At 72.0% G+C, this 24,013-nt stretch carries 17 protein-coding genes; 6 read left to right on the forward strand and 11 right to left on the reverse strand.

Annotation, left to right across the window (positions count from 1 at the left end; translation table 11 throughout):
- Window positions 1–252 precede the first annotated feature (252 nt).
- Together OG455_RS02200 and OG455_RS02205 are read left to right on the forward strand one after the other, a co-directional pair.
- On the forward strand, window positions 253–1,500 hold the full coding sequence (locus OG455_RS02200) for a M20/M25/M40 family metallo-hydrolase (protein ID WP_323185388.1): 1,248 nt from the start codon (window positions 253–255) through the stop codon (window positions 1,498–1,500).
- Window positions 1,501–1,546: 46 nt separating this feature from the next.
- Window positions 1,547–1,957: a DUF3224 domain-containing protein gene (locus OG455_RS02205; protein WP_266289559.1), complete on the forward strand. Its 411-nt coding sequence runs from the start codon at window positions 1,547–1,549 to the stop codon at window positions 1,955–1,957.
- Window positions 1,958–2,026: 69 nt separating this feature from the next.
- Here the strand turns inward: OG455_RS02205 and OG455_RS02210 are convergent, their stop codons facing one another.
- Complete coding sequence (locus OG455_RS02210) at window positions 2,027–2,653, reverse strand: class I SAM-dependent methyltransferase (RefSeq protein WP_266289561.1); 627 nt, start codon at window positions 2,651–2,653, stop codon at window positions 2,027–2,029.
- A 78-nt stretch (window positions 2,654–2,731) separates the two neighbouring features.
- Window positions 2,732–3,199 (reverse strand): hypothetical protein, encoded by a 468-nt coding sequence (locus OG455_RS02215; protein ID WP_266289563.1) that lies wholly within the window; start codon window positions 3,197–3,199, stop codon window positions 2,732–2,734.
- Window positions 3,200–3,384: 185 nt separating this feature from the next.
- On the opposite strand from OG455_RS02215, the gene OG455_RS02220 reads away from it, so the two are divergent.
- Window positions 3,385–3,636: a hypothetical protein gene (locus OG455_RS02220; RefSeq protein ID WP_266289565.1), complete on the forward strand. Its 252-nt coding sequence runs from the start codon at window positions 3,385–3,387 to the stop codon at window positions 3,634–3,636.
- A gap of 60 nt (window positions 3,637–3,696) precedes the next feature.
- Here OG455_RS02220 and OG455_RS02225 read toward each other — a convergent pair whose 3' ends face one another.
- The 7 genes from OG455_RS02225 to OG455_RS02255 form a co-directional block, all read right to left on the reverse strand.
- Window positions 3,697–4,347, reverse strand: coding sequence for a DUF5994 family protein (locus tag OG455_RS02225; protein ID WP_266289567.1), 651 nt, complete (start codon window positions 4,345–4,347; stop codon window positions 3,697–3,699).
- A gap of 441 nt (window positions 4,348–4,788) precedes the next feature.
- Entirely contained in the window at window positions 4,789–5,799 is a 1,011-nt protein-coding gene (gene sbnB, locus OG455_RS02230; RefSeq protein ID WP_266289569.1) for a 2,3-diaminopropionate biosynthesis protein SbnB, read from the reverse strand.
- Between the two features lie 226 nt (window positions 5,800–6,025).
- Window positions 6,026–6,976 (reverse strand): 2,3-diaminopropionate biosynthesis protein SbnA, encoded by a 951-nt coding sequence (sbnA, locus tag OG455_RS02235; RefSeq protein ID WP_266289571.1) that lies wholly within the window; start codon window positions 6,974–6,976, stop codon window positions 6,026–6,028.
- Entirely contained in the window at window positions 6,973–8,256 is a 1,284-nt protein-coding gene (locus OG455_RS02240; protein WP_266289573.1) for a glutamate synthase-related protein, read from the reverse strand. The genes sbnA and OG455_RS02240 overlap by 4 nt, the downstream gene beginning before the upstream one ends.
- Window positions 8,253–9,272, reverse strand: coding sequence for an asparagine synthetase A (locus OG455_RS02245; protein ID WP_266289575.1), 1,020 nt, complete (start codon window positions 9,270–9,272; stop codon window positions 8,253–8,255). The genes OG455_RS02240 and OG455_RS02245 overlap by 4 nt, the downstream gene beginning before the upstream one ends.
- 21 nt (window positions 9,273–9,293) lie before the next feature.
- On the reverse strand, window positions 9,294–10,640 hold the full coding sequence (locus OG455_RS02250; protein ID WP_266289577.1) for a methylaspartate mutase: 1,347 nt from the start codon (window positions 10,638–10,640) through the stop codon (window positions 9,294–9,296).
- Window positions 10,627–11,160: a cobalamin B12-binding domain-containing protein gene (locus OG455_RS02255; protein WP_266289579.1), complete on the reverse strand. Its 534-nt coding sequence runs from the start codon at window positions 11,158–11,160 to the stop codon at window positions 10,627–10,629. Before OG455_RS02255 ends, OG455_RS02250 begins: the two co-directional genes overlap by 14 nt.
- A gap of 273 nt (window positions 11,161–11,433) precedes the next feature.
- Between OG455_RS02255 and OG455_RS02260 the strand changes: the two genes are divergently transcribed.
- Complete coding sequence (locus tag OG455_RS02260; RefSeq protein WP_266289581.1) at window positions 11,434–20,193, forward strand: non-ribosomal peptide synthetase; 8,760 nt, start codon at window positions 11,434–11,436, stop codon at window positions 20,191–20,193.
- Window positions 20,194–20,280: 87 nt separating this feature from the next.
- Here the strand turns inward: OG455_RS02260 and OG455_RS02265 are convergent, their stop codons facing one another.
- Complete coding sequence (locus tag OG455_RS02265) at window positions 20,281–21,186, reverse strand: carbon-nitrogen hydrolase family protein (protein WP_266289583.1); 906 nt, start codon at window positions 21,184–21,186, stop codon at window positions 20,281–20,283.
- 517 nt (window positions 21,187–21,703) lie between these two features.
- Here OG455_RS02265 and OG455_RS02270 point away from each other — a divergent pair.
- On the forward strand, window positions 21,704–22,285 hold the full coding sequence (locus OG455_RS02270) for a hypothetical protein (RefSeq protein WP_266289585.1): 582 nt from the start codon (window positions 21,704–21,706) through the stop codon (window positions 22,283–22,285).
- A gap of 181 nt (window positions 22,286–22,466) precedes the next feature.
- Complete coding sequence (locus OG455_RS02275) at window positions 22,467–22,871, forward strand: nuclear transport factor 2 family protein (RefSeq protein WP_266289587.1); 405 nt, start codon at window positions 22,467–22,469, stop codon at window positions 22,869–22,871.
- A gap of 140 nt (window positions 22,872–23,011) precedes the next feature.
- Here OG455_RS02275 and OG455_RS02280 read toward each other — a convergent pair whose 3' ends face one another.
- A complete protein-coding gene (locus tag OG455_RS02280; protein WP_266289589.1) occupies window positions 23,012–24,007 on the reverse strand; it encodes a helix-turn-helix domain-containing protein in 996 nt (331 codons plus the stop codon).
- Window positions 24,008–24,013 lie beyond the last annotated feature (6 nt).

Consider the following 24,013-nt stretch of genomic DNA (forward strand, 5'->3'; position numbering starts at 1 on the left):
GCGTCCCGCCGGGCGGCCGGACCACGCGCCCGGCCGCCCGGCCGCCCGGCGGGACGCCCAACGCGGGCACCGCGACGCCCAACGCAGGCACCACGACGTCCAGCAGACGCGCGCCGTACACCCGTCAAGCACTCCACCGGCGCCACCAACCGCGCGCCGACGCGAACCGGGCCGACGCCGCCTCCCCCGTGAACGCGTACAAGCCGAGGGCCCGCCCACCGGGTCGCGCGGGCGGTGCGCGATGATGCCGTGGTGGAGACGATCAAGGAAGACGGCCTGCTGGCGGAGCTGCGTCGGCGGACCGGTCAGATGGTGGAGCAGCTCGGCAGGCTGGTCTCGGCCGAGACCCCGTCGGAGGACCTGGCCGCCTGTGCCGCCGGCGCGCAGGTCGTCTCCGGCCTGGGGAAGGAGATCCTGGGCGACCCGGCCGAGTTCGTCGAGGTCGACGGCCGGACCCACCTGCGGTGGCGGTGGCCCGCCCGTCCGGGTGGGGCCACCATCGCGCTGATCGGGCACTTCGACACCGTCTGGCCACTGGGCACGCTGGGGCGCTGGCCGTTCGCCGTGGACGAGGCCGCCGGCACCGCCACCGGTCCGGGCTGCTTCGACATGAAGGCCGGGATCGTGCAGCTGCTCCACGCGGTCTCGGTGCTGGACGACCGGGCCGGGGTCGAGATCCTGCTGACCTCGGACGAGGAGGTCGGCTCCCAGAGCAGCCGGCAGCTGATCGAGGAACTGGGCCGGCGGGCCACCGCCGCGCTGGTCCTCGAAGGCTCCGGTCGCGGTGCGCTGAAGACCGGGCGCAAGGGCACGGGCATGTACCGGCTGGAGGTGACGGGCCGCGCCGCGCACGCGGGCCTGGAGCCGGAGAAGGGAGCCAACGCCCTCACCGCGCTGGCCCATCTGCTGCTGGCCGTCGACGCGCTGGCCAGGCCGGAACTGGGATCCACCGTCACCCCGACCCTGAGTGCGGCGGGCACGGCCGGCAACACCGTCCCGGCGCACGCCTACGTCGAGCTGGACGTGCGGGTCAGCGGCCAGCAGGAGGCCGAGCGCATCGATGCCGCGCTGCGCTCCCTGGCGACCACGGCACCCGTGGTGCCCGGCACCTCGCTGACCGTCAGCGGCGGTCCGCACCGGCCGCCGCTGCCGCCGAGCTCCAGTGCCGCGCTGTTCCGGCGGGCGGGTGCCCGGGCGAGCGCGCTCGGCCTGGGCGAGTTGCGGAGCGTCGTGGTCGGAGGCGCCTCCGACGGGAACTTCACCGCCGCGGTGGGGTGTCCCACCCTGGACGGCCTGGGGGCCGTCGGCGACGGGGCGCACGCCGAGGGCGAGCACATCTCGATCGCCGACCTGCCCGAACGCGCCGCACTGCTGGCCCACTTGATCGATGACCTGCGGACCGGACCGGACCACACCGGACCGGACAGCACCGCACCGGGCCGCACCGCACCCGGCCGCACCGCACCGGGCCGCGCGGCAGTCGCGCGGGGAAACACCTGATCAAACCCATCGACGGCTGTCGGACCGCGTCGATACGGTCAGCCCCATGAGATCCACTGGAACGTTCAGCGTGAAGAACTTCGTCCCGACCGACGTGGTGCCGACCCCGGCCGTGGCCACCGGCACCCCGGCGGGTGTCGCGACGATGGAGAAGCACTACGAGGGCGAGGTCGTCGGCCACTCCGCCACCCTCTTCACCGCGGCGTTCGACCAGACGACCGGAGTCGGCACCTATCTGGCCCTGGAGTCCTTCGAGGGCTCGCTGCACGGCCGGGCCGGCACCTTCAACTTCGCGCACTCGGCGACGACCACGGGCAGCGACCGCACCGCCGAGTTCTTCACCATCGTCCCCTCCAGCGGCACCGGGGAGCTGACCGGCATCACCGGCGCCGGCGGGATGACGGTCGACGCCGATGGCACGCACCGGGTCTGGTTCGACTACGAGATCATCGGCTGAGGTCGCGCCAGGCGCGGTGGCTCGCCCGGCCGAGCCACCACGCCTGGCGGCTCGGCCGGGACGGCGGGCTCAGCTCTCCGGACGGCGGGCCCAGAACAGCGCGTGTCCGCCTTCGCCCTCGGGGACGAACTCCTCCTGTTCGACCACCAGGCCCGCGCGGGTGAGCCAGGCCCGGTAGGTGGGGGTGTCCGCGTGGCTCCACCACATGGCCGTCCCGCCGTCGAGCCAGTTCTCGTCGAGTCCGGTCCACGCGCGGTGCCCGGTGGTGCCCAGGAACCATCCCCCGGGCCGCAGCCACGAGGCCATCTTCCGCAGCAGCGGCGGCTGTTCCTCCAGGGGGATGTGGATCAGGGCGTAGAAGGAGACGATCGCGTCGAAGGATCCGCCGCCGAAGTCCAGGGTCGTGGCATCGGCGCGGACGAACTCCGCCCGCGGCACGCGCTCGCGGGCCCTGCGGATCTGGACGTCGCTGATGTCGACGCCCGTGACCTGGCACCCCGCGGCCGTCAGGTCACGCGCGACGGGCACTCCGCTGCCACAACCCAGGTCGAGTACCCTGCTTCCGGCCGGGACGCGGCGACAGAGTTCGCTGAGCCAGGACTGGTACTTCGTCTCGGAGCCGTACACCTCGTCGTAGCGCGAGGACAGGGCGTCGTATCCGCGCCGGACCAGCTCCTTGGGATCGTCAATGTCCATGTCGGGACACGCTAGTAGGCCCCCTCCGCGCGCCGCGAACGGTTTTCACGGGGGCCTGCGGGACACGGGGATCCGACCTCAGGCCCCCGGGCCGGCCTGCTCGGCGGCCGACTTGAGCGCGGCGGCCGACTCCCGGCGGTGGTGGAACCATTCGACCAGCGAACCGGTCTCGTCCCGCCGGTGCGGCGGCACGAGGAGCCTCGGGCGGTTGAACCACGCGATGGTGGCGTGCAGCACCATCCCGAGGAGGAAGCCGACGAGGCTCAGCAGGGCGGTGAGGGCCGCGACGGCTCCGGTCACCCCGCCCAGCCCGTCGTCCACCGTGCCGTCGACCACGAGCAGGGGCATCAGCGCCCATCCCGCCGCGAAGGGCACGATGCCGCGTTCGTGACCGCGGATGACGGCCGGGTCGGAGGACTTGGTCAGCCGCAACCGGGGCGCCCGCAGCGGGTGCCGCCAGGACAGCCAGGCGGCGCGCAGGAGGAAGGCGGCCAGGAGGACGAGAAACAGGGTGACGCCGATGAAAGCGCTGATTGCCGCGACCAACGTGACCCCACCCTGTCCGTTCCGCCCCGAACCCTGTCCGTTCCACCCTCAACTCGAACACACCGTACTCGAACACACCGTACCGGGGCCGTTGACCACCGCCGCACGGCGCTCCCCGCCTCCACGGCAGTACGGTGGGGGTGGCGGGGCCGCTACCGCGCACGGACCGAGCCCAGGAGGCCGGGATGCCGAACCACTGGTGGATTCTCGAGACCCAGGACGACACCGGGCGCTGGTCCCGCCACGACGGTGCCCCGACGCCCAACCCCGTGGCCTACGACGGACCGCCCCAGCAGGCGGCCAACCACCTGCGGGAGGTGTTCGTGCGCACGCTCGCCTCACCCGCGCCCGGCCCCCGGGCGATCAGGATCCGGCTCTGGGAGGGGCACCGGCCGGACGGCGCGCCTCAGGCCGAGACCGAGTGGTCGCGCGAGTAGCCGCGGGTCCGGTCGCGCGGGTGGTCGCGGGTCCGGTCGCGCGGGTGGTCGCGGGCCGGCCTACGCCGGGGTCGGCCAGGCGGCGGCCCGGGTCCGGGCGACAGCCGCACGCCTGGCCGCCGCGATCGAGCCGTCGGCCGGCGCGACGGACGACGTCAGGAACTCGGGGGCGACGGCCGCGGCAGTGGCAGTGGCAGTGGCAGTGCCGACAGGAATGGCGGGGCCCGCGGAGGTGGCCATCAGACCACTCGCGGTCAGGCCGTTGGCGGGGTCGGCGGCCTCACGCAGCAGCCTCGTGGCATCCACGACATCCGTCTCCGGCGGGACGACCAGCAGGTCGAGCCGGCGGGAGCCGAAGGAGAACACCATGATCAGGTGCTCGTCCTGCTCCGCGGTGAACCAGCCCGCGTGCACGACGTGTCCCGTGATCGGGATCCGCCCGGGGATGACGGGCCACTGCGCCGGGTTCACCGTGATCCGGGTGATCTGACCCCAGCGCTCGGCCAACGCATCAGCCAGTGCGGGGAGTTCGACGAGGAGGTCACGCGAGCGCGGCCACCAGGCGCCGTCCAGGCGGCCGGGGGCGACGCCGTCGGGCGCCCGGGAGAGGCGCGCGGCTGTGCGCAGGGGTTCGAGCGAGGGGCCAGGCGTAGCCGCCTGAGGTTCGAGCGGGAGAACAGGCGTAGCCGCCTGATCGAGGTAGGTGGTCATCACGAAGGACCCGTCTGCGGACCCGGCTCGGGCCGGATCCGCGATTATCGTCCGCCAAAGACGACGCCGGTGTCGGGACCAGCATGCGAGGTGCCTTCGGTGATATCCAGGTTACTCCGCGCAGCCCCGCGCCGGAGACGTCCTGCCGGAGACGTCCTCGGGCGCGGGAAGCCACGCGCTCCACCGCGCGGGCCTCCCGGACCACCACGCGGACCCGTCGGGCCCGGTTCCGGTGCCGCCTGGCCCAGTTGGGGGAAGGTGGCGCCGGAACCGGGCCCGACGGGTCCGTGGAACGGAGGGTGCCGCGATCGGCGCCGGCTCAGCAGGAACCGGCGGAGCGGGAACGGGCGGAGCAGGAACCGGCTGAGCGGGAACGAGCGGAGCAGGAACCGGCTGAGCGGGAACGAGCGGAGCAGGAACCGGCTGAGCGGGCCAGGGCCCTCACCACCGGGCCAGGTCGGGGAAGAAGCCGGGGATCTCGGTGGCCCGGCCCTGCTCCAGCGCGGTCCGGTAGATGTGCGCGCCGACCGCCAGGTCCAGCACGCCCAGCCCGAACGGGGAGAAGATGGTGGTGCGGTCCTGATGGACCGTCACCTTGCCGCTCAGCACGTCGGCCAGCGTGCCGTCGATGAAGTCGCGGGTGCCGTACTCGAGTTCGGTCAGGTGCGGGGAGGTCTGGGCGGTCAGGCAGTGGTCCAGGTCGTCCAGGATGTTGTGGCACTTGATCATCACGGTCGGGTGGATGTCCCGCAGCGAGAGGTTGAGGATGAGCTGGTCGGGGCGCAGCGTCTGCTCGTCGCTGAGCCAGGGTGCGGGGGCGGTGGTGGCGAGGACGACCAGGTCGGCCATGGCGAGCGCCGAGTCGATGTCCTCGGCCCGCTGCGCCTGCGACCAGCCGTGGGTGGTGCGCAGGTAGTCGGCGAAGGTCTCGGCGTAGCCCTCCACGTGGTCGTAGACCAGGCACTCGCCGACCGCCAGGTCGCGGGCGGCCAGGAAGTCGGAGACGGTCCGCCCGATCACTCCGGCGCCCACGAAGAGGACGGTGCGCGGCCGGTCGCCGGGCTGCAGGGTCTCCACCGCGAGCGCCGCCGAGGCGGCGGTGCGGGCGGCGCTGATCTGCGAGGCCTCCAGGCAGGCGAAGGGGTAGCCGGTCTCCGCGTCGTTGAGGATCAGCACGGCGGAGGCCCGCTGCAGGTTGCGCTCGACGTTGGGCGGGTAGCTGGCGATCCACTTGATCCCGGAGACCGGCTGCTCGCCGCCGAGGTGCGCGGGTAGCGCGATGATCCGGCAGCTGGGCTGGTCGGGGAACCGCAGGAAGTAGCTGTTCGGGTTCACCGTGGCACCCAGGCTGTGCTGCAGGTAGGTGTCGCGGACCAACTCCAGGATCTTCGCCGGCGAGGCGGCGATCACCTCCTGGGTGAGCGTGCCGTCGACCACATGGAAGGAGCTCATCGGGGTTTCCTCTCAGCCTTTCGGCGGATCAGCGCTTCGGCGCCGTTGGGCGGGTGTGCGGGACGGGTGTGCATGACGGGTGTGCGAGACGTGCGTGCAAGACGGTCGTGCGAGACGTACGTTCAAGACCGGCGTACAAGACCGGCGTACAAGACGTGCCTACAAGACGTGCGTACAAGACGTATGTGCAAGACGGGCGTCCGAGACAGTCGTGCGGGACGGGCCCTCAGCCGGCGAGCGCGCCGAACCGCTCCGCCACCCAACCGTCGTTGTAGACCGTCTTGAGGTAGCGCTCGCCCAGGTCGGGCGAGACGGCGGCGATCCGGCTGCCGGGCGGGAAGCCGGCCGCGTAGTGGCGGATCGCGGCGAGCACCGAGCCGGTGGAGCCGCCGGCCAGCAGGCCGTGGTCGCGGGCCAGTCGGCGGCACTCGCGGATCGCGTCCGGCTCGGCCACCAGCACGACCTCGTCGGCGAGTTCGGGCCGGCACAGCTCCGGCCGGCGGCTGGCGCCCAGGCCCGGCAGGTAGCGCTGGCCGGCGCGGCTGCCGAAGATCACCGAGCCGACGGCGTCGACCGCGACGATCCGGGTGTCGGGCGAGTACTCCCGCAGGTACTGGGCGCAGCCGACGAAGGTGCCGGTGGAGCCGGCCCCGACGAAGAGGTAGTCGATCTGCTGCAGCTCCTTGAGCATGCTGCGCCCGGTCTGCTCGTAGTGCGCACGGGGGTTGGCCTGGTTGGCGTACTGGTTGAGCCAGAGCATGCCCGGGTCGGCGGCGGTGCGCTGCTGGATGTAGGCGATCCGGGAGGCCAGGAAGCCGCCGTTGGCGTCCAGGTTCTCCACCACCACGACCTCGGTGCCCAGCGCCCGCATGTGGTCGGCGCTGGTGGTCGAGGTGTTGGGGTCGACCACGCAGGTGAAGGGGTAGCCCTTGGTGGCGCAGATCGAGCTGAGCGCGATGCCGAGGTTGCCGGAGGAGGACTCGATGATCCGGGTGCCGGGAGCCAGCAGGCCGCGGTGCTCGGCGTCCTCGATCAGGCTCAGCGCGGTCTTGAGCTTGACCGAGCCGGCCGGGTTGAGGCCCTCGATCTTGAGGAAGACGTCCGCGCCCGGGGCCAGTTCGGGCAGCCGGAGGAAGATGTCGTCGGTGACCATGTCGTAGGTGTGCTGGTAGATCATGATGCGGTCTCCCACAGGTCCTCACGGCCGAGTTCCGCCGTGCTGTACTTGCCCAGCGCGCTGATGAGCAGCTTCATCTCCAACTCCAGGGCGGCCAGCAGCCGTTCGAGGCCGTCCTCGGGGTCCTCGTCGACCGCGACCAGCGCCGCCCGGCCCAACCCCACGGCCGAGGCACCGAGGGCGAGCAGCTTGACCGCGCGCGGCCCCTGCCAGACCCGGCCGCTGGCCAGCAGGCTGCCCCGGGCGGGGCCGACCCGGCGCAGGCACTCGGCGAGCGGCAGGCCGACGTGGTCCAGGAAGGCGCTGGGTGCCCACCCGGTGCCGCCCTCGGCGCCGTCGACGGTGACGGCGTCCGCGCCGGCCAGCCAGGCGACCTCGGCCGCGTGGCCGACGTCGCGGCCGGGGAAGAGCTTCACCCAGCAGCGGGCCCGCGGGTAGTTGTTGCGCATCAGGTGGATCTGCTGGCGGAAGATCTCCTCGGTGAAGGTGCCCGGGGAGGAGCAGCGCAGCACCGGTCCGTCGGCGACCAGCCGCTCGATGGCGTACTGGTCGTCCAGCCCGGCCACCGCCGCCTCACTGATCATGGTGAGGCCGCCGAGTCCCGGCTTGGCGCCCTGGCCGACCTTCAGCTCGAAGACCAGCCGTCCGGTGGCGAGCAGCTCGCCGACCGCCGGGTCGCTGTACACCTGGTTCCAGACCTCGGAGTTGGCGTCCTCGGTGCTCTGCTGGACGCAGATGCCGCCCAGGCCCTCGGGCAGCTCCTCCAGGTAGGCGTGGATCCGCTCCAGCAGGCCCTTGCGGTGCTCGTCGCCGCTGGTGCGGAAGCCGTTCATCGGCGCGACGTTCTCCCCGATGATCATCGGGATGCCGAGCCGGCCGGCCTGGCGGCTGATCCCCAGGCTGGCGTTGGCCACCCGGGTCGAGCCGAGCGCGGAGACGTAGACCGGCAGCGGGGAGGCCAGACCGCCGAAGGAGGTGTCCAGGCGGACGTCGGAGTAGAGCGGCTCGCGGCCCAGGTCGATCAGCTTGGCGAGCCGGCCGGGCATGAAGAGCGGCGGGGCCAGCCGCAGCGCGTCGATCGCGTCACCGGGCTGCGCGGCGCCGCCGCTCGCACCGCTTGCGCCGGTCGCACTGCTGGCGCCGGTCGCACTGCTGGCGCCGGTGCCGCCGTACACGGCGGTGCCGTACTCCTCCAGCGGGGGGAAGAGGGCGGCCGCGCCGTCGCGGGCCCGGCGGCGGACCTCGTCCTCGGGGAATCCGGGTGCGGTCAGGTACGTCACGGCGAGACCACCCCCGCGAGCTTCGGGAAGGCGGTGGCCTCCCACACGGCGTCCAGCCCGGCCACCCAGCGGGTCAGCCGCTCGACGCCGATGCCGAAGCCGGCGCTGTTCGGGATCCCGTTGCGCACCACGTCCAGGTACCAGGCGTACTTGGCCGGGTTCTCGCCGGTCTCCCGCATCCGGGTGATGATCTTGGCGTACTCGAACTCCCGCTCGCTGCCGCTGCACAGCTCACCGCAGCCCTCGGGGGCGATCAGGTCGAAGTTGAGCAGGGTGCCGGGCTCGGTGGTGCTCTCCTTGTCGTAGAAGCCGCGCGAGCCCTTGGGGTAGCCGACCACGAAGAACGGTGCCGTGGCGTCCTTGGAGATCAACTCCTCGGCCTGCCACTCGATCTCGGTGCCGGCCGCCTGCGGATAGCCCTTGGCGCGCAGCCGCTCGACAACCTCGCCGTGCGGCAGCCGGGCGAACGGCTGGGCCACGAAGGCGCGCAGCGCGGCGGTGTCGCGCTCCAGCACCGCGAGGTCCTCGGCGTTCTCGCTCAGCACCTTGGTCACGGCGTGCCGGATGACGCCCTCGACCAGGTCCATCGCCTCGTCGCGCCCGGCCCCGGCCACCTCGACGTCGATCTGCCGGAACTCCGCCAGGTGGCGGCGGGTGGAGCTGGTCTCGATCGGCTCCAGGCGGACGTTTGGCGCCACCAGGAAGATCCGGTCGAAGGTGAGCAGCGAGGCCTGCTTGTAGAGGATCGCACTGGTCATCAGCTTGTAGCGGTGGCCGTAGAAGTCGATGTCGGCCTGCTTGGCGCCGCGCGAGCCGGGGTCGGTCACCGGCCCGATGATCGGGTGCGCCATCTCCACCGAGCCGCCTGCCCGCAGGAACTCGCGGGCGCCTGCCAGCAGGGTCTGCTGGATGCGCAGCGTGGCGCGGGTGCGCGGGTCGGCCAGGTGCAGGCGGGGCAGCGGAAGGGCGTCGGCGGCGGGGACGGCCGTCAGCGGCCGATCGATCTGGGTGGTCATCTCGGGTCCTCGGGTCGTTGCTCAGGCGCTGCGGCGCAGCGTGGCGTGGTCGGCGGCGTGGTCGGTGGCGTGGTCGGCATCGTCGTAGCGGGACTTCACATAGCTCAGGGCGTGCAGCAGGCGGGTCGAGGTCAGCTGGGTGGCGCGGCGGGCGGGTGCCAGGTGGCCGATCGGCAGCGAGCCGGTGCGGCTCCACTCCAGGCGGCCCTGCTCGGAGATCACGCTCCGGGCGCGGCCGGCGTTGTCCGGGTGCAGGCAGTACGGCACGTCCAGGTAGCCCTGGGCGAAGGCCCGCACCAGCGCCTTGCCGATGTCCTCGTTGAGGTCGAGCACCGCCTCGATCAGCGCGCGGGCCTCGGCCTTGATCCCGGTGTCGACGGGCGGCGCCGGGCGGCGTCCGGTGCCGGCGGCGGCCCGGGCGGCCACTTCGAGCGCGGTCACGTTCTCCGCGATCGAGGGGATCCGGTGGGCCTCCGCGGCGGTCTTGACGATCAGCCGGGTGGAGCCGGTGCGCACCGCGAGCCGGGCGGCGTCGGCCACCAGGTTCAGCGCGCCGTGCTCGGTCTCCGGGTAGAGGCCCATGTAGGCGTAGATGACGACGTGCCAGCTGGTGTCGCCCAGCAGCTCCGCCGCGATCTCGTGCAGCGCGAGCACGGCCTCCCGGTCCTGCTCCTCGTTGGTCTGCTGGGCGTAGCTCAGCGAGATGCTGCGGATCCCGTGGCGCCGGAAGAAGAGGCCCTCCAGCACGGTGATCGCGATCAGCAGCGAGGGCGGGCAGAGCTGGCCCAGCATGCAGCCGCCGAAGCTCTCCAGGTGCGGCTCGATGCCGCCCTCGCGCAGCGCGGCGAGCTTCTGGCAGGCCTCCTGCCAGGCCAGCACCGAGCGCTGCACGGGGGTGCGGCTGTAGGGCAGGCAGTAGGAGATCGGGCCGCCCTCGGTGGCGTCGAGGCCTGCCTCGATCAGCGCGTCGACGATCCGGCCGGGCAGCGGGGAGCCGTGCCGGACCTGGACGGGGAAGTCCCGCCCGCGCAGGCCAGCCAGCATCGCCGTGGTGGTGGCGGTGGGGAAGTTGACGATCGGGTAGCCGTTGAGCGGCCCGCGCTCGCGCAGCGCGCGGTCGACGGCGGCGAAGTCGCCCACCCGGGTGAAGCTGTCCAGGGTGAGGGTGCCGACGGTGGTGGCGTTGGCCGCCTTGGTGGCGCTCAGCCCGGCCCGCATCCTGGCCGGGTCGCTGAAGCCCATCCGGGGCTGGACCACCAGGGCGCCGCGGCGGCGGGCCGCGTCCAGCACCGCGTGGAAGGTACCGGCCGGACCGCTCGCTCGCTCGGCGGCGAGCTCCAGGGCGCGGTGGGGTTCAGCGGGTCGCATGGGCGTACGCCTTCCGGGCCAGGGCGGCGGCCGACGGCGCGAGCGCGGCGGCGGCCGGCAGCCGGTCCAGCAGCGCCAGCAGCTCCGGCACGGCCGTCTCACCCACCAGCACCGCGTCGAAGCCCGCCTCGAAGAGCGGCAGGAAGTCGGTGTCGGCGCCCGATCCGGCGGTGTCGATCTTGCCGCCGATCACCAGCGGCACCTGGCGCAGCTCGGCGCTGGCCCGCACCGCGCGGGCCAGGTCCTGGCCCTCGTGCAGGCCGTGGCCGTTGACGGTGCTGATCACGATCAGATCGGGCCGGCTCTGCGCCGACTCGCCGACCAGCGTGGCCACCGGAACGCAGGCGCCCAGGTTGGTGACGGCACAGCCGTGCTCCTCCAGCAGCAGTTGCAGGAACAGCAGGTTCCAGGTGTGCGAATCGGACGGGATGGTGCTCAGTACGACCTTGCGCTTTCCGGCGCTGTGCGTGCCCGCGCCGGGCGTTGGCGCGTTGCTCTGGGGCTGCTGCCGCAGTACCACAGCCGACCTGCCTCTCTTCACCGTGTGTGCGACCGCGATCGGAGTGATCGGGCCTGGTACTCCGTGGCTGGTGTCTCGCCGCCGTGCGGTGCGGATCCGTTCGGTGCGGATCCGTTCGGCGACGGACTCATCGTGGCCAGCGGAACCGCGCCGGTGGAACTGGGTACATGTGACCGCCGGCCGGGGTGGCACTTCCGACCACTGGGGGCGGCGGCGGGTGCGCCCTAGCGTCTGCGATGAGTGAAAGACTGACGACGCGTTGGGAGTGGAACGGTGACCGACCACCAGAAGGACTACTGGCAGCGGACGTTGGCCGGCCTGGAGCCGCTGCAGCTGCCGACCGACCGTCGCCGGTCCGCGATGACCGCCGAACCGGCCCGGGCGAGCCTGGACTTCGAGCTGCCCGGCCCGGTGGCGCCGGCGACGCTGCTCGCGGTCTTCCAGCTGCTGCTGGCGAAGTACAGCGGTCAGCAGGACCTCGCCGTGCGGGTCCCGGCCGGCCGGGACGGCGGCAGCGTGCTCGTGCGCACCGATCTCTCCGGCGACCCGGGCTTCGACGAGCTGCTCGACCGGGTCGCGGCCGCCGCCGACGCGGCCGCCCGGCACCCCGAGCTGCCCGCCGCGCTCCGCGACGACGCCGACCTGCTGCGGCTGCCGGCCCTCGGCCTGCCCGGGGCCGGCGACTTGGGCCTGGGCGCCACCGGCTCGCGGGCGACGGTCGAGTACCGGACCGATCTGTTCGAGCCGGCTACGATCGCCCGTCTGGCCGGCCACTACCGCACGCTGCTGGCCGCCGCCACCGCCAGCCCCAGCGCCCGCCTGTCCGAACTGGAGCTACTCACCGACGCCGAACGCCGCCAACTCCTGACGGACTGGAACGGCCCCACCGTCGACTTTCCCGCACACCTGACGGTCCACCAACTCGTCGAACAGCAAGCCGCCCAGAACCCGGAACTCACCGCCGTCGGCGACCTCACCTACCGCGAACTAAACGAGCGGGCCAACCAACTCGCCCACCACCTGCGCGCACAAGGCATCACACCCGGCACCCTGATCGCCGTCTGCCTGGAACGCGGACCCGAACTCGTCACCACCCTGCTCGGCATCCTCAAATCCGGCGCCGCCTACATCCCCATGGACCCCGAATACCCCACCGACCGCCTCACCTACCTCATCACCGACTCAGCCACCCCCCTCGTCATCACCAACACCACCCACACCCACCAACTCCCCACCAACACACCACTCCTCCTGACCGACCGCAACTGGCCCACCGGCCCCACCAACAACCCCGACCCCCTCGCCACCCCCGACGACCTCGCCTACACCATCTACACCAGCGGATCCACCGGCCACCCCAAAGGCGTCCAAGTCGAACACCGCAGCCTCGTCAACCTCATCCACTGGCACAACACCACCTTCAACACCCAACCCGGCAACCGCGTCGCCCTCCTCGCCGGCGTCGCCTTCGACGCCGCCGCCTGGGAACTCTGGCCCGCCCTCGCCGCCGGCGCCAACTGCCGCACCACCAACGAAACCACCCGCCTCACCCCCACCCTCCTCCAGCAATGGCTCACCGACCAACACATCCGCGGCACCTTCCTCTCCACCCCCATGCTCGAAGCCCTCGCCACCCTCCCCTGGAACCCCCACACCACCACCCTCGAACACGTCCTCACCGGCGGCGACCAACTACACCTCCCCACCGACCAACACCTCCCCTTCCGCATCATCAACAACTACGGACCCACCGAAGCCACCGTCCTGGTCACCTCCACCCACATCACCCCCGGCGACCCCATCCCCCCCATCGGCCGCCCCATCAACAACAGCTCCCTCCACGTCGTCGACCCCCACGGACACCTCGTCCCCATCGGCATCCCCGGCGAACTCCTCATCAGCGGCACCCCCCTCGCCCGCGGCTACCTCAACCAACCCACCCTCACCGCCGAGAAGTTCACCCACACCCCCTACGGCCGCGCCTACCACACCGGCGACCTCGTCAAATGGCGCACCGACGGCCAACTCGAATTCCTCGGCCGCATCGACAACCAAGTCAAAATCCGCGGCCACCGCATCGAACTCGGCGAAATCGAAGCCACCCTCCTCACCCACCCAGCAGTCACCACCGCCACCGTCATCGTCCGCGAAGACACCCCCGGCCACAAACAACTCACCGCCTACCTCACCCCCACCAACACCCCCCACCACGACCTCCGCACCCACCTCACCCGCACCCTGCCCGACTACATGATCCCCACCACCTACATCACCCTCGACCACCTCCCCCTCACCCCCAACGGCAAAATCGACCGCAAAGCCCTACCCGCCCCCGAGCTGACAACCACCGCCTACGTCGCGCCGCAGACCCCGGTCGAGCAGGCGATCACCGCGGTCTGGGCCGAGGTACTGGGCGTCGAGCGGGTCGGCCGCGATGACGACTTCTTCCAGCTCGGCGGACACTCCCTGCTCGCCACCCGGGTCACCTCGCGGCTGCACACGGCCCTCGGCGTCGACATCCCCTTCCGCACCCTCTTCGCCGCGCCCACGCCGGCCCGCCTGGCTGCCGCGATCGCCGCGCTGGACACCAGCGAGGCGAGCCGTCCGGTCCCCGTCCCACGTGACGGCGCCCCGCTGCCGCTCTCCTTCGCCCAGCAGCGCCTCTGGTTCCTCGACCAGCTGGAGCCCGGCAGCAGCGACTACCTCATCCCCTTCGCCCTGCGCGTCAACGGCCCGCTCGACCTCACCGCACTGGAGAGCGCGCTGTCCGGCATCGTGGCGCGCCACGAGGTGCTGCGCACCCGCTTCGTCGCGGACGCCGACGGGCAGCCCGCGCAGCACCTCGACCCGCCCGCGCCGCTGACCGTCGCCGTCCATGACCTGCGTGACCTGCGTGACCGGCGCGACCTGCGCGACCTGCGCGAACTGCCCGATGCCGAGGCCCGCGAGGCCGCCGCGCGCGAGCTGCTGCGCACCGAGAGCCGGCGCCCGATCGACCTGGCCACCGGTCCGCTGCTGCGCGCCACACTGCTCCGGCTCGCCGATGCGGAGTCCGTCCTCGCGCTGACTGTCCATCACATCGCCTTCGACGGCTGGTCGGTTGCGCTGCTCGCCCGTGAACTCACCGATCGATACGCAGCCGCGGTCGACCCGGCGCCCGGCAGCGGCACCCAGGAGCCGGCAGAACTCCCCTTGCAGTACGCCGACTTCGCACTCTGGCAGCGGCAGTGGCTGAGCGAGGAGCGGATCGCCGGGCAGCTCGACTACTGGCGAGGCCAGTTGGCCGCCATCGAGCCGCTGGAGCTGCCCACCGACCACCGCCGCCCCGCCCGCCGCGGTGCGGCCGGAGCCGCCACGGCCTTCACGATCCCCGCCGAGCTGGCCGCGCGCCTGCGGGCCACCGCCACCGAGAGCGGTGCGAGCCTCTTCATGGTGCTGCTGGCCACCTTCCAGCTACTGCTGGCCAAGTACAGCCGCCAACACGACATCACCGTCGGCACCCCGATCGCCGGCCGCAACCGCGCCGAGATCGAAGACATGATCGGCTTCTTCGTCAACACCCTCGTCATCCGCACCGACCTCAGCGGCGACCCGACCTTCACCGAACTCCTCGACCGCGTCAAGGAAACCGCCCTCGGCGCCTACGACCACCAGGACCTCCCCTTCGAACGCCTCGTCGAAGAACTCGCACCCGACCGCGACCCCGCCCGCAACCCGCTCTTCCAGACCGCCTTCGCGCTGCAGAACGTCCCCGACCTCGACTCCTGGCAGCTGGCGGGGGCAGCCGTGGAGGTGCTGACACCGGACGTGCAGGACGCCAAGTTCGACCTGACGCTCACCGTCGTCGAGGGCGCGGGCGAGGAACTGCGGGCGACGGTCGAGTACCGGACCGATCTGTTCGAGCCGGCTACGATCGCCCGTCTGGCCGGCCACTACCGCACGCTGCTGGCCGCCGCCACCGCCAGCCCCAGCGCCCGCCTGTCCGAACTGGAGCTACTCACCGACGCCGAACGCCGCCAACTCCTGACGGACTGGAACGGCCCCACCGTCGACTTTCCCGCACACCTGACGGTCCACCAACTCGTCGAACAGCAAGCCGCCCAGAACCCGGAACTCACCGCCGTCGGCGACCTCACCTACCGCGAACTAAACGAGCGGGCCAACCAACTCGCCCACCACCTGCGCGCACAAGGCATCACACCCGGCACCCTGATCGCCGTCTGCCTGGAACGCGGACCCGAACTCGTCACCACCCTGCTCGGCATCCTCAAATCCGGCGCCGCCTACATCCCCATGGACCCCGAATACCCCACCGACCGCCTCACCTACCTCATCACCGACTCAGCCACCCCCCTCGTCATCACCAACACCACCCACACCCACCAACTCCCCACCAACACACCACTCCTCCTGACCGACCGCAACTGGCCCACCGGCCCCACCAACAACCCCGACCCCCTCGCCACCCCCGACGACCTCGCCTACACCATCTACACCAGCGGATCCACCGGCCACCCCAAAGGCGTCCAAGTCGAACACCGCAGCCTCGTCAACCTCATCCACTGGCACAACACCACCTTCAACACCCAACCCGGCAACCGCGTCGCCCTCCTCGCCGGCGTCGCCTTCGACGCCGCCGCCTGGGAACTCTGGCCCGCCCTCGCCGCCGGCGCCAACTGCCGCACCACCAACGAAACCACCCGCCTCACCCCCACCCTCCTCCAGCAATGGCTCACCGACCAACACATCCGCGGCACCTTCCTCTCCACCCCCATGCTCGAAGCCCTCGCCACCCTCCCCTGGAACCCCCACACCACCACCCTCGAACACGTCCTCACCGGCGGCGACCAACTACACCTCCCCACCGACCAACACCTCCCCTTCCGCATCATCAACAACTACGGACCCACCGAAGCCACCGTCCTGGTCACCTCCACCCACATCACCCCCGGCGACCCCATCCCCCCCATCGGCCGCCCCATCAACAACAGCTCCCTCCACGTCGTCGACCCCCACGGACACCTCGTCCCCATCGGCATCCCCGGCGAACTCCTCATCAGCGGCACCCCCCTCGCCCGCGGCTACCTCAACCAACCCACCCTCACCGCCGAGAAGTTCACCCACACCCCCTACGGCCGCGCCTACCACACCGGCGACCTCGTCAAATGGCGCACCGACGGCCAACTCGAATTCCTCGGCCGCATCGACAACCAAGTCAAAATCCGCGGCCACCGCATCGAACTCGGCGAAATCGAAGCCACCCTCCTCACCCACCCAGCAGTCACCACCGCCACCGTCATCGTCCGCGAAGACACCCCCGGCCACAAACAACTCACCGCCTACCTCACCCCCACCAACACCCCCCACCACGACCTCCGCACCCACCTCACCCGCACCCTCCCCGACTACATGATCCCCACCACCTACATCACCCTCGACCACCTCCCCCTCACCCCCAACGGCAAAATCGACCGCAAAGCCCTACCCGCCCCCGCCGCCCAGCCCGAGGCCTCGGCCCAGGTGGCCCCGCGCACCCCCACCGAGGAGGCGGTCACCGCCATCTGGCGCGAGATCCTGGGGGTCGAGTCGATCGGCGTGCACGACAACTTCTTCCAGCTCGGCGGGCATTCGCTGCTCGCCACCCGGGTCACCAGCCGGATCCGCGCCGCCCTCGGCGTCGACCTGCCCGTACGCACCCTCTTCACCGCCCCCACCCCCGCCGAACTCGCCACCGAGATCGCCGAGTCGGCCACCGCACAGCCGGACGCCACCGGCCCGGCCGCCCACTCCCTCGCCCTGGTACCGCGTGACGGCACCCCGCTGCCGCTCTCCTTCGCCCAGCAGCGCCTCTGGTTCCTCGACCAGCTGGAGCCCGGCAGCAGCGACTACCTCATCCCCTTCGCCCTGCGCGTCAACGGCCCGCTCGACCTCACCGCACTGCGGACCGCCCTCGCGGGGCTGCTCGCCCGGCACGAGATCCTGCGCACCCGGTTCGTCGCCGACGCCGCGGGCGAGCCCGCCCAGCACATCGATCCGCCCACCTCGCCCACCGTCACCGTCCACGACCTGCGCGAACACCCCGCCGCCGGAGCGAGCGAGGCCGCCGCCCGCGAGGCCGCCGCCCGGCAGCTGCTGCTCGACGCGGGCCGCCGCCCCTTCGACCTGGCAGCCGGCCCCCTGCTGAGGGTCGACCTGGTCCGACTCGCGGACCAGGAGCAGCTGGTGCAGCTGACGGTCCATCACATCGTGGCGGACGGCTGGTCCGAGGCTGTCCTGGCCGGCGAACTGCGCGAGCTCTACGGCGCGGCGCTGCGGGGTTCAACCCCTGCCCTGCCGGAACCGGGCGCGCAGTACGCCGACTTCGCGTCCTGGCAGCGCGGGTGGCTCACCGGTGAGGTGCTGGATCGCCAACTGGACTACTGGCGTGCGCAGCTGTCCGCCATCGAGCCGCTGGAGCTGCCCACCGACCACCGCCGCCCCACCCAGCGCGACGGGGGCGACGACGACACGGTGCTCTTCACCGTCCCCGCCGAGCTCGCGGAGCGGGTGCGGGCCATCGCCACCGAGAGCGGCGTGAGCCTCTTCATGGTGCTGCTGGCCACCTTCCAGCTACTGCTGGCCAAGTACAGCCGCCAGCAGGACATCACCGTCGGCACCCCGATCGCCGGCCGCAACCGCGCCGAGATCGAAGACATGATCGGCTTCTTCGTCAACACCCTCGTCATCCGCACCGACCTCAGCGGCGACCCGACCTTCACCGAACTCCTCGACCGCGTCAAGGAAACCGCCCTCGGCGCCTACGACCACCAGGACCTCCCCTTCGAACGCCTCGTCGAAGAACTCGCACCCGACCGCGACCCCGCCCGCAACCCGCTCTTCCAGACCATGTTCGTGCTGCAGAACGCCACCGAGGCCGGCCACTGGCAGCTGCCGGGCACCACGGTGACCCCACTGCCGGTCACCGGACGGCAGGCCAAGTTCGACCTCACGCTCTCGCTCAGCGAAGCAGCGGACGGCGCACCGCACGACACGCGGCTCGACACGCAGCACGACACGCAGCACGGCTCGCTGATCGGCTCGCTGGAGTACCGCGCCGACCTCTTCGAGCGGGCGACGATCGAGCGGCTGATCGGGCACTTCCAGACGCTGCTGGCCGCCGCCACCGCCACCCCGGGCGCGCGCCTGTCCGAACTGGAGCTTCTGGCGGGGGCCGAGCGGCGCCAGGTGCTGGTCGAGTGGAACGACACCACCACCGACCACCCCGACGCCGCCACCATCCACAGCTTCTTCGAGGAGTGGGCCGAGCGCACCCCTGACGCCCTCGCCACCCGCGGCGAGCAGGGCGAGTTGACGTACCGTCAGGTCAACGAGCGGGCCAACCGGCTCGCCCACCACCTGCGCGGCCTCGGGGTCCGCCCCGACTCCCTGGTGGCCGTCTGCCTGCAGCGCGGGGCGGATCTCATCTGCGCGGTCCTCGGGGTGCTCAAGTCCGGGGCGGGCTACCTGCCGCTGGACCCGGACTACCCGGCCGACCGGCTCGCCTTCATGGTGGAGGACTCCGGCACGCCGCTGGTGATCACCGACACCGGACACGCGCCGCTCTTCCCGGCCGGTGTGCCCGCCTTCCTGACCGACCACGACTGGACGGGCCTGGCCGCGCAGCCCGTCGAGAACCCGCCGGCCGTCAGCGGGCCGGAGAACCTGGCGTACACCATCTACACCTCCGGCTCGACCGGCAAGCCCAAGGGCGTCCAGGTGCAGCACCGCAGCATCGTCAACCTCATCAACTGGACCACGCGCAACTACCGGACCGGTCCGGGTGACCGGGTAGCGCTGCTGGCCGGGGTCGCCTTCGACGCGGGGGCCTGGGAGCTCTGGCTCGCCCTCACCTCAGGGGCCACCTGCTGCACCACCAGCGAGACGGTGCGGCTCACCCCGGCGCTGCTCCAGCAGTGGCTGAACGAGCAGGAGATCCGCGGCACCTTCCTCTCCACCCCGATGTTGGAGTCGCTCGCCGCCCTGTCCTGGGACTCGGTGGCCACCAGCCTCGACTACATCCTGACCGGCGGCGACCTGCTGCGGCTGCCGGCCGGCAAGCACCTGCCGTTCCGGGTGGTCAACGGCTACGGTCCCACCGAGACCACCGTGATCGTGACCTCGGCGGAGGTCACCCCCGGCGACCCGGTCCCGCCGATCGGCCGGCCGATCGCCAACACCCAGGTCTACGTGGTGGATCCGCAGCACCGCCCGCAGCCCACCGGGGTCCCCGGCGAGCTGCTGATCGGCGGCGTCGGGGTGGCCCGCGGCTACCTGGGCCGACCGGACCTGACGGCGGAGAAGTTCGTGGACCTCACCCTCGACGGCACCACCCGCCGGGTCTACCGCAGCGGCGACCTGGTGAAGTGGCGGTCGGACGGGCAGTTGGAGTTCCTCGGCCGGATCGACAACCAGGTGAAGCTACGCGGCTTCCGGATCGAGCTGGGCGAGATCGAGGCCACCCTGCTGACCCACCCGGCGGTCACCGCCGCCACCGTGACGGTCCGCGAGGACACGCCCGGGGAGAAGCGTCTTGTCGGCTACCTGGTGGCCGAACCCGCCCCGACCGCCGCCGAGTTGCATGCCCACCTGGCGCCGCACCTGCCCGGCTACATGATCCCCGCCGCCTTCGTCGTCCTGGAGCGGCTGCCGCTCACCCCCAACGGCAAGACCGACCGCCGGGCGCTGCCCGCCCCCGACAACCACCGCCCCGAGGTCGCCTCCTACGCCGCGCCCCGCAACCCGGTCGAGAAGGCCATCACCGCCCTCTGGAGCGACATCCTGGGCATCGACACGGTCGGCATCCACGACGACTTCTTCCACCTCGGCGGCCACTCGCTGCTCGCCACCCAGGTCACCAGCCGGATCCGCACCACCCTCGGCGTCGACCTGCCCGTGCGCACCCTCTTCACCGCCCCCACCCCCGCCCGGCTCGCCACCGCGATCCGCGAACTGATGCTGGCCGGCATCGCCGACCGCTTCGGCCGGGCCCGCTGACCGACGGCTGTGCGCCCCCGAGCGACTCATCGCTCGGGGGCGCACGGCCGTCCGGTGTCAGGCGGCCACCGTCACAGCCGTCCCGCGTCAGAAGGCCGCCGTGCGGTCCTCGCTGCGCGGGTCGGCCACCCGGTACCCGCGGTGGACGCCCGCGCGCGATTCACGACGCCAGGGCCGCGCGTACGCCACCGCGTCGGCGGCGGCCTCGGAACCGTCGTCGAGGTCCACCACCGCCACCGACGGCGAACCGTCCGCGCGGCACCGCGCGATCCACTCCCCGTTGGGGGCGGCGACCCCGGACGGCGCGGTGGCGGCGTGCTGCGTGGGCACCGAGAAGCTGACCCAGTAACTGTTGGCCGCGGCGTGGCCCCTCGCCTGGACGGCGGCGTTGCCCGGGGCGACACCGGTCGTGGAGAACAGGACGCAGTCGACGTCCAGCCTCTCGTACTCGGCGAACAGCTCCGGGTAGTGGACCTCCGTGCCGAGCAGGCAGCCGAAGCGGACACCGTCCACGTCGAAGACCACCGGCGAGGTGCCCGGCGAGTACAGGTACGAGACCTTCGTGCTCGACAGCAGGCGCTCGTCGTAGCGCGTGACGACCTCGCCGCGGTCGGAGACGACGTAGAGGCTGTTGTGCGGGCGGTTCGGCCCGGTCAGGCGGTGCGCCGAGGCGATCACCGTCCAGAGCCGCAACTCGCCCGCCAACTCGGCGATCGCGGCCAGCTCCCCCTGCAGCACCGGCCACCGGCACCGCTCCCAGTCCGCCGGTCCGACCGCGTCCGGGCCGTCGACGGACAGGACGAGCTTGTGGGGCGCGCAGATCGCGCCCTCCGGGAAGTGCACGATCCGCGCGCCCTCGGCACTGGCCTCGCGCATCAGCGCGCGGACCTGACGGCCGCTCTCACGCAGCGCGTCACCGTCCCGGGGGTCCTCGCGGACGGGGGTCTGCGCGACGGCGAACCGCACGCTCCTGGGGTTCCTTGCTTCCGACATGACGTCTCCTGATGGCGTCGGGCGGAAGTGCCGCAGGGCAGACGTGTAGGACTCGCCGGTCTTGGCGGCTCGGGCGCGCACCTGGCGCTTGAAATTCCTGTGGGCTGTCATCGCGGCCTTCCACGCCTTGAGCGACAGTTCCCCAGCAACCACGCCCGAGGCGAAACGGCTGCGACAGCGACCTGAGACCCTGGTCCCTTTGCCTCCACCGGGGGACCGTGCTGGGGACGGTCGCGGGAGGTTCGGCGTAGGCCACGCCATTGCTCATCATGCCGCCGCCCACCGGCCCCGTCAACCACCGTCAACCACCGTCAACCACCGTCAACCACCGTCAACCACCGCCAACCACCGCCAGTCACCGTCAACCACCGCCAGTCACCGCCCGCCACCGCCAGCCCGGGTCGCGCCGACCCGACCCGCCCCGGTCGAACACGGCACGCACAACTGATCCGCAGTCATCAGCTGATATACTTATAGTGCAGCGTCGATCTCCCCCAGGGAGTCCGACGCTTTTTTCATGCCCACTCAAGATCAACAGCCACGCGCCCACGGCACCCTCTACCGGACCGGGATCGCGGACCCGCGCGGCGAGGACCTGCTACCGCTGTCCATGCTCCGGGAGCACCACCCGGACCTCCACGCCCGCCACGTCGCCAAGTACGCCGGCCGTGAGGACCGGCTGCGCGAGCGCGTCATACCGCTCGACTGTGCCTGGTCCGACGTGGTCTTCCTGTCGCCGCTCGACTCGACCGTGCTCTTCGACGCGGCGCGCGACTCGGGCCGGCAGGTCTGGGACGGCCCGGTCTGGACACTCGACGCCTCGCGGCTGGATCCGGCGCGCTGCTGCGTCCGGCTCATGCGCACCACGCCCGGGGCCCGCACCGCCGACCCCGGCACCGCGGACGACTACCTCCCGCTGACCACCGCCACGCTGCGGGCGGTCGCCGAGGTGACCGACCGCGCGCTGCGGCGGCTGCGCACCCTCGGTCCGGACGATCCGCTGCTGCCCTGGGGCGACGTGCCACACGTCCTGCACCGCGGCCCGGTGCCGCTGAGCCTCTTCCGGCAGGGGCCGCCACGCCGCACGCCCCCCGCCTGACCGACCGCGCCACACGCCCCGCTGCCCCCGGCAACCGGGGGCCGGCCGTGCTGCGCTTGCGGGCGGGGGCACGCGGTTCGAGCGTTGGGGGTAGCGGCTGCGCACGGCAGCCCGGGAGGAAGTCCCGAAGACGCTCCCAGGTCCCCGGACCGCTCCGGACGCCTGCCGAAGGGACGACGCGATGGATCCCGACCTCCAGATCACGGCCGCGATCGAAGAACACTGGCGGGCCTCGGAGCGCGGGGACACCGACACGGAGCACGCCATCTACGCCGCGGACGCGATCCTCGACTACCCCCAGTCAGGTGAGCGGTTCGTGGGCCGCGCGGCGATCGCGGCCCAACGTGGCGGGCACCCGGCCGACCGGCACTTCACCGTCCAGCGGATCACGGGCAGCGGGGACCTGTGGGTGAGCGAGTGCGTCATCACCTACGACGGAGTGCCCACCTGGTCCGTGAGCATCATGGAGTTCGCCGGCGGGGCCGTGGTGCACGAGACGCAGTACTTCCCGGAGGCGTTCGGCGCGCCTGAGTGGCGGGCAGCACTCGCGGAGCCGATGCCGGGCAGGCACATCGCCGGGAGCTGAACCGGGCCGCCGGTGGCTCCACCGGGGCGTGGCCGGCGAGCCGTTTCTCGCCGTTGACGACCTCGCGTGGCCCAGCCTCACCGGAACGGACCGGGCCGCCAGGACGTGATGTCCAGGAGGCCGCTGGGCTTCCGGGGCCGTCAGATCATGTCCTCCGCCCGGATGCTCCCCTCCGCGATCGCCATCGCCCCCAGCTGGAACCGGCTGTGGGCGCCGAAGCGGTCGGTGAGCTTGTCGGAGAGGCGGCGCACGGTGCGCAACGAGACGTCCATCTGGCGGGCGGCGGAGGCGTCGGTGAGCCCCTGGGCCCAGAGCCGCAGGATGTGCTGCTCCTGGAGCGAGAGGTGGCCGCCGGTGCGCGGGCGGGCCTCGGTGAGCGGCAGCGCCTCCTTCCACAGGGTGGCGAAGAGGGCGGCGAAGGTGTTGACCATGGAATCGGCGGTGCAGACCAGGCCGCCCATCACCGACCGGAAGGAGCTGACCGGCACCACCACGTGCCGGCGGTCGATCAGGATCATCCAGACCGGCAGCGAGGGCAGCGTGCGCACGCCGCCGAGCGCGTCCATCTTCCAGCGCAGGTAGGGCATGGCCGAGCTGTCGTTGCGCGCGCTTTCCAGCAGCACCGAGCGGGAGCGCGCGCCGCGGCGCAGCACGGTCTCGTCCAGCGTCCTGGCGGCCCGCAGCACCGAGTCGGTCAGCCGCTCGGTCGGGCCCAGGGTGAGCACCTCCTCCTCGCAGCCCTCGGCCAGTTCGGCCACCCGCTCCCACAGCGCCGCCTCGCCGGAGAGCCACTCCACCCCGGGCACCTGGCCCTGGGGGCGGCGGCCCTGGCTGGCCAGCAGTTGCGCGACGGCCAGTCGGCTGTCCTCGAACTGCTGCTGACGCTGTGCCAGTTCGGCCTGCTGGCGGGCCAGCATGGCGGCCAGGCCGACCTCGGGATCGACCGGCAGCCAGCCGGTGGCGCCGTCGCCCGGGGCGATCAGCGACAACCGGGCGAGTTGGGCGAGCGCCTGCTCGACCGCCGCGGTGCTCTCGTCCAACTGCTCGGCCAGCTTCTGCACATCAGCGCGCGGCTCCGCCACCATCGCCAAGTAGACCTGCTGTGCCACCACATCGATCCCCAGTGAGGTCCGCAACTCGTA

Source organism: Kitasatospora sp. NBC_01287 (assembly GCF_026340565.1).
Classification (GTDB): Bacteria; Actinomycetota; Actinomycetes; order Streptomycetales; family Streptomycetaceae; genus Kitasatospora.